Raw genomic sequence first — 13,098 nt, 5'->3', positions numbered from 1 at the left:
CCGGGCTACGTTTCGCGGGGCAGCTTTTTACGGTTCTCAGAAGAAGTATTTAAAGCGCACGCGCGCGCCGTAGCGATCGTCGTCATCGCTCTTATTGGCCTGCACATCGCTATCAAGAATGGAGTAGTAGGCCCCGAGATAGATATTAAAGTTCTGCATGTTCATCACGTTCGGGATTTGATACGACGCGTGGATGGTATGAATATTGTAGGTCCCCTCATCCTTAATCCAGCAGTCGTTATCGCAAATCACCCCGGCATAGTCGTTGATTTTGTTATGGGCGTAGATATAGCCCAGCTCAAAGCGCTGCCACAGCGCGTTAACCCCGGCGGTGAAGTCTTTTTCATTGTTGGCATCCATATACGCGGTGTTCACATTCACCACCACGCCATCGGCGGGGTTGGTTTTCAGGCCATTCCACGTCATGGTCAGCCCATAGCCGGTACGATCGGACTGATCGACGAAGTCTCCCCGCGCGTTGCTATAGCCGTAGGCATTTTTCACCACGTTTGACTCCATCGCCGCGGCGACGGAGAACTCATCCTTGACCCACGAGACAACCGGACGCAGGTAGGCGACGTTCTTTTTCTGCTCCATGTCGCGGCCGTGGTAGTCTCCGCCGTCATACAGCGAGGTGCCGTCCTCCAGCAGCGTATTCAGCTCGAAATACCAGTTATCCAGCTGCTTGCTCAGCAGGAAATTACCGCCCGCGTCGGATCGCCCGCGCCCCTCTTTCATCATGTAGATATAGCCGTGACCGTCGCTATAAAGATCGTTGGCGGTATTACCCGAATGCTCAACAAAGGTGTCCTGGTTCAGCGGGAACATGTCATAGGCTTCGAAACGGCCGACCTTTATCTTCCAGTCCTTCTCCTGACCAAAGAAGAAAGCGGCATCATCAAGGTTCATGGAGCCGGTCATATCGGCCAGCGGTTGGATCGAGAATCCGGCAAAATAGCCGTTGTTCATGGTGCGGATGCCGTCAAAGCCCAGCAGAATGCGGCCGTTTAAATCCCAGTTATCATAGGTCGGGTCGCTGCCAACATCGGCGTTAGTCATCGCCAGCAGGCCGTGCTTGCTCTCCGCGTCCATGTTGAATTCAACGTCACCGTAGATCTTCAGATCGCCATAACCGGAGAGTTTAAGCTCCGGCGCGGTAATATTCCTGGCGCGCTCTTCGACAGGCGCGACGCTTTTTACCGCAACGGTCGTTTGTGCCAGCGAAATAGCGGCATTCTGCTTCGCCTGTAATTCCCGCACCTGGCCTTCCGCCACCGTTGCCCGACTTTCAGCCGCGGCAAGCCGCGCTTCCAGCTGTTCCATACGCTGTTCAAGCGTCAGAGAGTTATTTTTAGCTACTGCTGAACTCGCCATCAAACATAAACTAATCGCTAACGCTATCGTCTTTTTATTCATTTTTATTTTCCGGAGGTAACAGGAAGGTCAGGTGAGTGAATAACTCACCTTTTTATCTTCATTATTTTTATATGGTCAAAGCGGATAATTAATATGCAACATTTATTTATCAACCGGTATATAGCTGATATTTATTTTTATCCTCATCGGTAATATCTCTTAATACCCGGCAAGGCACCCCGGCGGCAACAACGTTCGCCGGGATCGAGCGATTAACCACGCTGCCGGCGCCAATCACCGAGTTTTTGCCGATGGTAACGCCTGGATTAATAATCACTCCGGTGCCGAGCCAGACGCCATCCTCAATGATGACCGGCAGAGAGAACTGCTGCAGCGAACGGCGCAGATCCGGATGCAGCGGATGACCGGCGGTAGAGATTGTTACATTCGGCGCGAACATCACGTCATTGCCGATAATAATCTCCGCATCATCGACCAGCGTCAGATTGAAATTCGCGTAGAAGTTATCGCCAATAGTGGTGTGAATTCCGTAAGCAATATTGATCGGTGGCTCGATCCAGCACTGCCTGCCCACGCTCGCAAACATTCGCTGGATAATATCGTCTCTTAGTTCCTGAGCGAAAGGATGCGAGTGATTATATTCATAGGCCCGCGCTTTTGCCATCAGCCGCTCCTCTGGCAGCCCGTGTCCGGAATCAGAGTAGAGTTCACCGCTGTTCATTCTTTTTTTAATATCCATCGCCAACCTGTTCTCCATTTATTCAGCACATCCCTGTGAGAGTTTATTCTGTTAATTTATTAAATGGTCATTGCTTTATTACCGACGCTGGCAGAGGCGGATTTCCCTGAAAGCGTAAAGGCCGATATTAACGTCACGGACAGTGCAATACCGCCAAGGATCATATACGTCTCCTGGAAACCAATCCGGTCATACATATTGCCGGCAAAGGCGGAGAGGAAAATCGCCGCCACCTGTTTGGAGAACTGGAAGCCAACCAGATAAATCGTCGCCGACAGCCGGACGTCAAATACGCCGGTAATATATTTAAACGCCCCCACCAGCAGGAACGGCACTTCCAGGGCATGGAGCATTTTCAGCGCCACGACCTCAACCGCCGTGGTGGCGAACGATGACCCGATCATCCGCGCCGCCATGACCATCCCGGCAATCAGCAGGGTGTTCTTCGCGCCGATGCGGTTAATAATCCACGGCGAACTGAACATGATGATAGCGTTGCAAATCTCCCCGGCGGTGGTCGCAAAACCAAAGGCGCGGGTGCCCGATTCCGGCGTAGCGAAGAAGGATTTAAAGAAGGTGGCAAACTGCTGATCGAAGACGTCGTATACGCACGCTACGCCGACCACATACAAAATGAACATCCACATTTTGCGCTGACGGAACATCCGCAAGGCGGTTTTTAAATCCACCGATGGGCGATTCGCTCCCAAAGAATCCATTACCTGGGCGGTCTGGCTGGCCTGGGGTTTAGCGATAGCCACCAGCACCACCAGCAGCAGCGCGGCGGCCGAGCCCATCCAGAATACCCACTCGGGGTTGACGCTAAACAGCATCCCCGCGGTCGTCGCGCACAGCGCCCAGCCAAGGCAGCCGAAGGTTCGCGCTTTGCCGTACTCAAACCCGCTGTTGCGGCTGATGCGTTCGATATAGGCTTCCATCGCTCCGGCACCGGCGGAGAACACGAAACCGATATAGGCGCCTCCGCTTAATGCCCCCAGCCAGATGTTGGTTTTCAGCAGCGGCGCAAAAACATAGAGGAAGAACGGCGCGATCAGCACCAGCAAAATCGTCACGATCCACATCAGGTGTTTTTTCAGCCCCAGCTTATCGGAAATCACCCCCAGAACGGGCTGAAAGCAGATCGCAAACAATGAAAGGCTGGAGAAAACGATGCCGGTCTCGGTTTTATTCAGGCCGATGACGTCCGACAGCCAGATCGGCAGGAACGGGAAGCAGGTGGCCATAATAAAAAAGTAGAGAAAAAAGAACAGGCCGAAAATCCAGAAATTAGGGTTGTTTTTATGGGTACAGGCAGTCGGATTCATTTTATATTCCTCAGTCAGGGCCGCCTGGCGGCCCGTCACCATTACACGCGTTGCAGGCCAATCAAAATGGCGCTTTCCGGATCGAGGATTGGCAGCGCCAGCCCCGCCTGCTGTAGCCACTCGCCGCTCACCGTTTGCGGGGTAATCATCCATTCCGGCAGCTTGCGCATCGTATGACCGCCCTCTCCCGTAATCTGAATATCCGGGTGATCGAGCAGCGTTACCCGATAGCGGGCGCCCGCGTCCAGCCCCGCTACCCGCAGCGGCGCCATCAGGGTGTAATCCGGCATCGCCAGCTGGCTGACGAGGAAAATCGCCTGGCTCTTATCTTCACTGACCACGCCGTGCGCCAGCGTGGTGGCGTCCGGCATATCCATACGCCACTGCACGCCGTGATGAATGACATCGCGCCACTGCTTATGCAACGCGGCATACTTGCGGTAGCCCGCGCGCTCCTGTTCGTCGGCGCTCACCGGATCCAGCTCCAGACCCATATGGCCAAACAGCGCGGTCAGGCCGCGGAAGGCGATGCTGTGCTGGCGGAAGGTGGCGTGGCAGTGGCGGTTGCCGATATGCGCGCCCATCACTTCCGGCGGGAAGAAGTAGCTCATGCCGCGCTGGATAGTGTTGCGCTCCAGGGCATCGTTGTTATCGGAAGCCCAGAAGCGATGGCTGCGTTTCAGCACCTCATAATCGATGCGTCCGCCGCCGGAGGAGCAGGATTCAAATTCGATATGCGGGAAGCGGGCAACCAGCGCATCCAGCAGGCGATAAAACTGGCGGGTTTGCGCATCGGCGGCGGCTTTACCGTTATGTCCCGGCTGCACCAGCTCGCGGTTCATATCCCACTTAACATAATCCACGTCGTGTTCGCCCAGCAGCCAGCTCATCCGCTCCAGCAGATAATCAAAAGCCTGTGGAATATTGAGGTTCAGGACGAACTGATGGCGTCCGGTCAGCGGCGTATAGCCCGGCAGGGCCAGCACCCAGTCGGGGTGCGCGCGGAAGAGGTCCGAATCCGGATTGATCATTTCCGGCTCAACCCAGATGCCGAACTCCATGCCCAGCGACTTCACGTGGTCGATAACCGGCGTCAGTCCGTTAGGGTACTTTTTCTCATCCAGATACCAGTCGCCGAGCGCCGCCCAGTCGTCGTTGCGCCCTTTAAACCAGCCGTCGTCAATGATGAAGCGCTCGACGCCAAGTTCCGCCGCCTCGTCCGCCATGCGCATGATGTACTGCGGATCATGATTGAAATAGATCCCTTCCCAGGTATTCAGATGCACCGGACGCGGCTTGTTGTCCGGGAAGCGCACGATCTGCTCGCGCAGGTAGCGATGAAACTGCTGGCTCATGCCGTTCAGCCCTTGCGCCGAATAGCTGGCGTACAGCGACGGCGTCCACAGCGTTTCGCCTTCGGCCAGCGCCATCTCACCCGGTAAATAGAGCGCTTCCGCCTGCAGATAGCGGCGACCATCGGTTTTTACCTCAGCGCGCAGGCGGTGGTTACCGCTCCAGCCGAGGTGCACTCCCCACACTTCGCCCTGCATCTCGCTGAAGGCGGTGCTGCCGGCGATCAGCGCCGGGAAATGCTCGTGGGAGGTACGCCCGCGGCGGTTTTCCAGCACGAAGCTGTCGTGCTCAAGAACCAGCCGATGCGGCTGAAACTCGCGGATCCAGCGGCCATGAAAGGCCATCACTTCGCGGGCACGTTCGGCAACCGGCAGCGTGACCGCAAGCCGGTCCACCTGCCAGGACTGCGCACGTAGGTTGGTCAGTCCGTGACGAACGCTCAGCACGCCGCTGCTATCGAGCACGATTTCGCTACGCAGGCGCAGGCCGGCATGCGGGTCCTCGCTGATAATGGTTAGGCTTTGCCCATCCTGCACAACCTCAGCGGTGGCGAACACCGGCGAGCCGTCCAGCCCCTGGCGGTGCCCTTCGATCCCCGGCGCGCCAAACAGACCATGACCCAGCTCGGCCATTAGCGTCACGGGGGAATCAACGTCCAGGCGACCGTTCGCCACCGGACGCGCCAGGCTGGCCGCATCCTGCGGCGAAAAATGGCTTAAATGCGGCCCCCAGTAGATAATTTCGGCAAACGGATGGGTTTTGATTACCACATCGGCCCCTGCGCTTTGCAGGCGTAAAATCGAATCAGACATCAGACATCTCCACAACAAGGAATGCCTTACTGTTGATCCGAAACGTTTCGGGTGCCAACCAAAACGTTTCGGATTCGTGATCGAGTTCAGAAATTAGCGTAGCGGGAGAGAAATCAGGCGGTGTCGCCGGGGATAAATTCGGGCTGCCAGAGCACCTGCAGAGAGGTGAGATCGTCGCCGGCAATCAGCCGACGGACCATGCCGGCAATCTGGCGACCAACGCCCTGGCGAGTGGATTGAATCACCGCCGCGACCGGGGTTTCAATAATGCTGTCCTGCGGCAGTCCGTCGTAAACCACCAGCGACACGCGATTATCGCCGGTCAAGCGCCCCAGCTGGGACAGCGCCATCGCCGCGCCGTCGCCGTGGGTATTACAGTCGGTCACGATTGCCGTTGGCGGTTCCGGCAAACGCAGCAGCTCCATCGTCGCCTGATAGCCGCCGCGGCGGGTTGGCGGCACGCTGCGCAGCCATGTGTCCGCTAATCCGGCTTCACGCAGCGCCTGCAGATAGCCGTTACGGCGCTGAGTGATAAACGCCTGATTGTTATTTTCGCTCAACAACGCGATGCGCCGATGCCCCTGGCTAATCAAATGGCGGGTCGCGCGCCAGGTTCCGGCCTGATTATCAAAATCAAACCAGGCATAGGGCTGCGGCAGCCGGCTACGGCCAAGGGCGAGGAAAGGAAAACCGGAGGAGAGCAGCTGCGTCAGGCGGGGATCGTCATCCAGGGTATGGGCGACAATCAGCGCATCGACCCGCCGGCTTTGAACCATTCGCATATAGCCGTGCTTATCCGCCTGCTCATCGTCGGCAATCAGCAGTAAATCAATCTCATAGCGCGCCAGCTCGTGGCTAATTTCGCCGACCATGTCGAGAAACACGTTGTTATTCAGCGGGGCCGGACTGATGGGGAAAACCAAACCCACTGCGTCAATTTTGCCCATCTTAAGGCGCCGCGCGAAGGTATTGGGCCGGTAGCCACGGCGCTGCGCTTCCGCCTCCACGCGGGCGCGCGTCTCCTGCGACACATCGTCATAACCGTTCAGCGCGCGGCTGACGGTCGTTACCGAGATCCCAAGTTCTTTAGCAATAGCTTTCAGCGACATACGTATCCCAGTCGACGGTGGAGGAAACGGCTAGTGTCCCGCAATACGGGCGGGACGTCCAGAGAGCGGCGCGGTCATCGTCGCGATATGACGCTAACTTTGCTCGGCGACCAGAATAGCCTGGGTATCCGGCTCCAGCGCCTGGAAGAGATGTTCCCGATCCGCGGGGTAGCAGATGTAATCCCCGGCGCCCAGCTCTTCCGGAGCTTCGGTCAGGCCCACGCGCGCGCGGCCCTGGGTGACGATAATATGCTCTATCGATCCCGGCGGGTGAGGGTGAGAAATACGGTCAGCGCCCGGCTGGGTCAGCAGTAAATAGATATCGCGGCGGGCGCCGGGAGGGCAGGCCGCCAGCAGAATAGCCTGATAGTGGGCCTGCTCAGCCACCACCTTCGTCCCTTCCCCGCGACGCAGCACCTGCGTTTTTTGCGCCTGCGGCTCCAGCAGCCGGGCAAACGGAATATCGAGGGCGACGCAGAGCGCCCAGAGCGTTTCGAGGCTGGGGTTGCCGTTGCCTGACTCCAGCTGCGATAGCGTCGATTTGGCAATACCGGCCCGGCGCGCCACTTCCGCCAGCGACAGCCCGGTGCGCGAGCGCTCGCGTACCAGGCTTCTGGCAATCAGACTAATTGGCTGTGTCATACACGGCTCCGCGTTTTTTATATAGAACGATTCGTTCGACTTGAAAGTCGATGGGGTTGCGTTCATTATAATGGAAATTCGTTCGATATGGCTAAATAGTATGAAGCAGCACTTCTCCTGTCTCAAAGGAGACACGATAAAAGCGATAGTCTTAGTATGCCTGGCCGTTGGCGTCGTCGGCCTCTCCTACGGCTCGCTGGCGATAGCCTATGGCTTCCCGGTGTGGGTGCCGTTTGTGCTGTCGGTTTGCGTGCTGGCGGGGGCCTCGGAATTTATGTTTATCGGTATCGTCGCCAGCGGCGGTAATCCACTGGCCGCCGCCGCCGCGGGCTTACTGGTCAACGCCCGCCACGTGCCGTTCGGCGTAACGGTTCGCGATCTGGTCGGCCGGCGCGGCGCCAGCCTGCTGGGCTGCCATATTATGAATGACGAGAGCGTGGTCTTCGGGCTGTCGCAAAAAACGCCGGAACAGCGTAAAGCCGCCTACTGGCTGTGCGGACTCGGCGTAGCCATTATCTGGCCGCTGGGCGCGCTGCTTGGGGCATTGGTCGGCAAGATCCTGCCGGCCCCGGAAACCATTGGCCTCGATGCCGTCTTCCCCGCCATTCTGCTGGCCCTGGTCATTCCCGCGTTTAAAAACCGCACCACCTTAATCCGCGCCTGCAGCGGCGCGGCGTTATCCCTTGCGGCGGTCTCCTTTGCCCCTGCGGGCCTGCCGGTGCTGTTCTCCCTGTTCGGCCTGCTGGCGAGGAAAAAATAATGGGTAACATCACGCTGTTTATCGCCGGGATCGCTATCCTGTCGGCAGGAACCTACCTGATGCGCCTCGGTGGCGCGAAGCTCGGTAATCGGCTGGCGCTTTCCGAGCGTTCCCAGGCGCTGCTCTCCGACGCCGCGACGGTATTGCTGTTTTCCGTCGCCCTGGCGACCACATTTTATGAAAGCGAACATTTTGCCGGTATGGCGCGGGTGTTAGGGGTGGGCTTCGCGGTGTTTCTCGCCTGCCGCAAAATGCCGCTGATCGTGGTGATTATCGCCGCGGCGGTGGTTACCGCGCTGCTGAGGCTGGCGGGCATAAACTAAAAAAGCGCCCCAGGGGCGCTCTTTCGACAGTAGCTCTGAATTTATTTGTTCAGTTCTGCCGTCATATGCACGCGGTTACCGGTAAAGGCTTCGGTAATTTTATAAGACGATGCGCCAGCAGCCTGTGCCTGAGCGGCAATTTTAGCTTCAGCCCCGTCCATCGTTGAGGCGGTGGCGGTCACGCTTTCAGCGGCGAAAGAACCAAAAGAAGCGGCAAGAGCAATAACTGCGACAAAAGTTTTGACGTTTTTCATGATGTAAATCCTTCAATTAAGTTGTTTGGATAAGGCGTTGTGCCTTGATGTGATAAATAATAGACCTCACATCCCATAACGAAAAGCGGAAGGATTTGTTCTCATCATTCAAAAAATTTGACTATATTTTAGCCCGCAATAAGCCGCTGCGGGTGGGTATAAATCGTCGCTCTGCCAGGCTTGCAAAAACCGACCAACGTCAGGTTGCAGCGTTCCGCCACTTCAACCGCCAGCGCGGTCGCGGCGGAGACCGCAAACAGAATTTCCACGCCGCACATCGCCGCTTTTTGCACCATCTCGTAGCTGGCCCGGCTGGAAACCAGCGCCGCTCCGTGCTGCCAGTCGATTCCCTCCTCTACGCGCCGTCCAAGCAGCTTGTCGAGAGCGACGTGACGACCAACATCTTCATGCCCGCCCGCCAGCTGGCCCGATGGGCGAACCCAGGCGGCCGCATGGGTGCAACCGGTGATGCGGCCAACAGGCTGCACATCATTAAGGTGCTCCAGCGCACGATCGAGATTCGCAAGGTTGAAAGTTTGCGTAAACGCCAGCGGCTGCACCGGCCTGCCGATATCGTTTAGCTGTTCAACGCCGCATACCCCGCAGCCGGTGCGGCCCGCCAGCGCGCGGCGGCGCTCTTTCAGCCCCATAAACCGACGGCTGGAGAGCTCAATTCTGACGGCAAGGCCGTTGCATTCCTGCACCACATCCATGCCGTAGATCTCGGAGCGATTTTTGATAATCCCTTCGGATAAGGAAAAACCGACGGCAAAGCGCTCCAGATCACCGGGAGAGGCCATCATCACGACGTGCGAGATGCCGTTATAGACCAGGGCGACCGGCACTTCCTCAGCTAACTCGTCCGGCTGAGAATGTTGCAAATTCTCGCGCTTCCACAGCGCGACCTGGCGATAACCTGTGACATTCATCACATTTTCGATTTGTTCGGGAGGGTTCTCATTCACTTTGTTTTAACCGTATTGGAACAGGCATACACACAATGTGGTATTCTTTGCATACCCCCTCATGAAAGAGGGTGATTACCCCTAATTCTGAACCTTTGCGACCCTTACCGCAAAGTAAATAACTACATGTGACAATGTCGATACAAGGAGTGAACCATGCAGGTCAGCAGAAGGCAGTTCTTTAAGATCTGCGCTGGCGGTATGGCAGGTACAACGGCAGCAACGCTGGGCTTTGCCCCGGCCATTGCGCTCGCGGAGACCCGGCAATATAAGCTGCTGCGTACCCGTGAAACCCGCAACACCTGTACGTACTGTTCCGTTGGCTGTGGGCTGTTAATGTATAGCCTCGGTGACGGTGCGAAAAACGCCAAAGCATCCATCTTTCATATCGAAGGCGACCCCGATCATCCGGTTAACCGTGGCGCACTGTGCCCAAAAGGCGCCGGCCTGGTGGACTTTATCCACTCCGAAAGCCGCCTGAAGTTCCCGGAATATCGTGCCCCAGGTTCCGATAAATGGCAGCAAATCAGCTGGGACCAAGCGTTCGATCGTATCGCTAAGCTGATGAAAGAAGACCGCGATGCCCACTTTATCGCCAAAAACGACGCCGGCACCACCGTTAACCGCTGGCTGACGACCGGCATGCTGTGCGCATCCGCCTCCAGCAACGAAACCGGCTACCTAACGCAGAAATTCACCCGCGCGCTCGGTATGCTCGCGGTCGACAACCAGGCGCGCGTCTGACACGGACCAACGGTAGCAAGTCTTGCTCCAACATTTGGTCGCGGTGCGATGACGAACCACTGGGTTGACATTAAAAATGCCAATCTCATTGTGGTTATGGGCGGCAACGCCGCTGAAGCGCACCCGGTAGGATTCCGCTGGGCGATGGAAGCCAAAATTCACAATGGCGCGAAGCTCATTGTTATCGACCCGCGCTTTACGCGTACCGCGTCGGTAGCCGACTTCTATACCCCAATTCGCTCCGGGACTGACATTACCTTCCTGTCAGGCGTCATTCTGTACCTGTTGAATAACGAAAAATTCAACCGCGAGTACACCGAAGCCTATACCAACGCCAGCCTGATCGTGCGTGAGGATTACAGCTTCGATGACGGCCTGTTTAGCGGCTATGACGCCGAAAACCGCAGGTACGATAAGACCAGTTGGAACTACGAGCTGGACGAAAACGGCTTTGCCAAACGCGATACCTCTTTGCAGCATCCGCGCTGCGTCTGGAATCTGCTGAAACAGCACGTTTCCCGCTATACGCCGGACGTCGTAGAAAATATCTGCGGTACGCCAAAAGCCGACTTCCTGAAGGTCTGCGAATATATCGCCGAAACCAGCGCGCATGATAAAACCGCTTCATTCCTCTATGCCCTTGGCTGGACGCAGCACTCTATCGGCGCGCAGAACATCCGTACTATGGCGATGATCCAGCTGCTGCTCGGCAATATGGGGATGGCGGGCGGCGGCGTGAACGCGCTGCGCGGGCACTCCAATATTCAGGGACTGACCGACCTCGGCCTGCTGTCGCAGAGCCTGCCGGGCTATATGACCCTGCCGAGCGAGAAGCAAATCGATCTGCAGACCTATCTGACCGCCAACACGCCAAAACCGCTGCTGAAAGATCAGGTGAACTACTGGGGCAACTACCCGAAATTCTTCGTCTCGATGATGAAGGCCTTCTATGGCGATAAAGCCACCGCGGAAAACAGCTGGGGCTTTGACTGGCTGCCGAAGTGGGATAAAGGGTACGACGTTCTGCAGTACTTCGAGATGATGAACCAGGGCAAGGTGAATGGTTATATTTGCCAGGGCTTTAACCCGGTCGCCTCGTTCCCGAATAAAAACAAGGTCGTCGCATCGCTGTCGCAGCTGAAGTTCCTGGTCACTATCGACCCGCTCAACACCGAAACGTCCACCTTCTGGCAAAACCACGGTGAGTCGAACGACGTCGATCCGGCGAAAATTCAGACCGAAGTCTTCCGCCTGCCGTCAACCTGCTTCGCCGAAGAGAACGGCTCTATCGTCAACTCCGGACGCTGGCTGCAGTGGCACTGGAAAGGCGCGGACGCCCCGGGGATTGCCGTCACCGATGGCGAAATCCTCGCCGGTATCTTTATGCGCCTGCGGAAAATGTACGCCGAAGAAGGCGGCCCGGCGCCGGAGCCGGTGCTGAATATGACCTGGGACTACTCCACTCCGCATGAACCGGCCTCCGAAGAGGTCGCGATGGAGAGCAACGGTAAGGCGCTGGCGGATATAACCGACCCGACCACCGGCGCGGTTATCGTCAAGAAAGGGCAGCAGCTGAGTACGTTCGCACAGCTGCGCGATGACGGCACCACCGCCAGCGGCTGCTGGATCTTCGCCGGCAGCTGGACGCCGGATGGCAACCAGATGGCACGCCGCGATAACGCCGACCCGTCGGGCCTCGGCAATACGCTGGGCTGGGCATGGGCGTGGCCGCTTAACCGCCGCATCCTGTATAACCGCGCTTCCGCAGACCCGCAGGGCAAACCGTGGGATCCGAAACGCCAGATCCTCAAATGGGATGGCGCAAAATGGGGTGGTATGGATATTCCGGACTACAGCGCCGCCGCGCCGGGCAGCGACGTCGGGCCGTTTATCATGCAGCCTGAAGGGATGGGCCGCCTGTTTGCTATCGATAAAATGGCGGAAGGACCGTTCCCTGAGCACTACGAACCGTTCGAAACGCCGCTGGGCACTAACCCGCTGCACCCCAACGTCGTCTCCAACCCGGCCGCCCGCGTCTTTAAGGGTGACCTGGAGCAGATGGGTAAAGCGGATAAGTTCCCGTACGTTGGTACCACCTATCGTCTCACCGAGCACTTCCACTACTGGACCAAGCACGCCTTGCTCAACGCCATCGCGCAGCCGGAGCAGTTCGTGGAAATCGGCGAGAAGCTGGCGAATAGGCTCGGTATTGCCCACGGCGATACCGTCAGAGTCTCCTCCAACCGCGGTTATATCAAGGCCAAGGCGGTGGTGACCAAGCGTATTCGCACGCTGAAGGTGGACGGTAAGGATATCGATACTATCGGTATTCCAATCCACTGGGGCTATGAAGGCGTGGCGAAGAAGGGCTTTATCGCCAACACGCTAACGCCGTTCGTCGGTGATGCGAATACGCAGACGCCGGAGTTCAAAGCCTTCCTCGTGAACGTGGAAAAGGTGTAAGGGAGACGGCTTATGGCTTATCAATCGCAAGACATTATTCGTCGTTCCGCGACTAACGGTTTCACCCCCGCGCCTCAGGCGCGGGACCACCAGCAGGAGGTGGCGAAGCTTATCGACGTCACCACCTGTATCGGCTGTAAAGCCTGTCAGGTGGCCTGTTCAGAGTGGAACGATATCCGTGATGAGGTCGGTCACAACGTCGGCGTGTACGACAACCCGGCCGATCTGACCG

The 13,098-nt window shown here is 57.3% G+C and carries 11 protein-coding genes and 1 pseudogene; 4 read left to right on the top strand and 8 right to left on the bottom strand.

All coding sequences use genetic code 11. The annotated features are described in order from the left end of the window. Nucleotides 1–36: 36 nt before the first annotated feature. From GO007_RS27210 to GO007_RS27185, 6 genes are all read right to left on the bottom strand, one after another. Nucleotides 37–1,416 (bottom strand): carbohydrate porin, encoded by a 1,380-nt coding sequence (locus tag GO007_RS27210; protein ID WP_095105338.1) that lies wholly within the window; start codon nt 1,414–1,416, stop codon nt 37–39. 109 nt (nt 1,417–1,525) lie between these two features. Beyond that, on the bottom strand, nt 1,526–2,116 hold the full coding sequence (locus tag GO007_RS27205; protein WP_095105336.1) for a maltose acetyltransferase domain-containing protein: 591 nt from the start codon (nt 2,114–2,116) through the stop codon (nt 1,526–1,528). 59 nt (nt 2,117–2,175) lie between these two features. Beyond that, nucleotides 2,176–3,441, bottom strand: coding sequence for an MFS transporter (locus GO007_RS27200; RefSeq protein WP_095105433.1), 1,266 nt, complete (start codon nt 3,439–3,441; stop codon nt 2,176–2,178). A gap of 41 nt (nt 3,442–3,482) precedes the next feature. Further along, nucleotides 3,483–5,606, bottom strand: coding sequence for an alpha-galactosidase (locus tag GO007_RS27195; RefSeq protein WP_095105334.1), 2,124 nt, complete (start codon nt 5,604–5,606; stop codon nt 3,483–3,485). A 113-nt stretch (nt 5,607–5,719) separates the two neighbouring features. Then, a complete protein-coding gene (locus GO007_RS27190) occupies nt 5,720–6,715 on the bottom strand; it encodes a substrate-binding domain-containing protein (protein WP_095105332.1) in 996 nt (331 codons plus the stop codon). Between the two features lie 93 nt (nt 6,716–6,808). Next, the gene (locus GO007_RS27185) at nt 6,809–7,357 is read right to left on the bottom strand and encodes a helix-turn-helix domain-containing protein (RefSeq protein WP_045853684.1); all 549 of its coding nucleotides are present in this window, start codon (nt 7,355–7,357) and stop codon (nt 6,809–6,811) included. A gap of 100 nt (nt 7,358–7,457) precedes the next feature. Between GO007_RS27185 and GO007_RS27180 the strand changes: the two genes are divergently transcribed. Together GO007_RS27180 and GO007_RS27175 are read left to right on the top strand one after the other, a co-directional pair. After that, complete coding sequence (locus tag GO007_RS27180; protein ID WP_095105330.1) at nt 7,458–8,117, top strand: AzlC family ABC transporter permease; 660 nt, start codon at nt 7,458–7,460, stop codon at nt 8,115–8,117. After that, the gene (locus GO007_RS27175; RefSeq protein ID WP_095105328.1) at nt 8,117–8,440 is read left to right on the top strand and encodes an AzlD domain-containing protein; all 324 of its coding nucleotides are present in this window, start codon (nt 8,117–8,119) and stop codon (nt 8,438–8,440) included. Before GO007_RS27180 ends, GO007_RS27175 begins: the two co-directional genes overlap by 1 nt. Nucleotides 8,441–8,481: 41 nt before the next feature. Here the strand turns inward: GO007_RS27175 and GO007_RS27170 are convergent, their stop codons facing one another. Then, nucleotides 8,482–8,694, bottom strand: coding sequence for a YdgH/BhsA/McbA-like domain containing protein (locus GO007_RS27170; RefSeq protein ID WP_095105326.1), 213 nt, complete (start codon nt 8,692–8,694; stop codon nt 8,482–8,484). Between the two features lie 128 nt (nt 8,695–8,822). After that, nucleotides 8,823–9,659 carry a formate dehydrogenase accessory sulfurtransferase FdhD gene (fdhD, locus tag GO007_RS27165; RefSeq protein ID WP_095105324.1) on the bottom strand — a complete coding sequence of 279 codons (837 nt, stop codon included), beginning with the start codon at nt 9,657–9,659 and terminating at the stop codon, nt 8,823–8,825. Between the two features lie 156 nt (nt 9,660–9,815). Here fdhD and fdnG point away from each other — a divergent pair, with 156 nt between their 5' ends. Together fdnG and GO007_RS27155 are read left to right on the top strand one after the other, a co-directional pair. After that, nucleotides 9,816–12,866: a formate dehydrogenase-N subunit alpha gene (fdnG, locus tag GO007_RS27160; RefSeq protein ID WP_095105322.1), complete on the top strand. Its 3,051-nt coding sequence runs from the start codon at nt 9,816–9,818 to the stop codon at nt 12,864–12,866. Between the two features lie 12 nt (nt 12,867–12,878). Next, nucleotides 12,879–13,098, top strand: a pseudogene (locus GO007_RS27155) (formate dehydrogenase subunit beta); the annotation flags it as partial.

Source organism: Klebsiella sp. 10-1 (assembly GCF_009758445.1).
GTDB classification, from domain to species: domain Bacteria; phylum Pseudomonadota; class Gammaproteobacteria; order Enterobacterales; family Enterobacteriaceae; genus Klebsiella; species Klebsiella scottii.
This window is presented reverse-complemented; position numbering and strand designations above follow the sequence as displayed.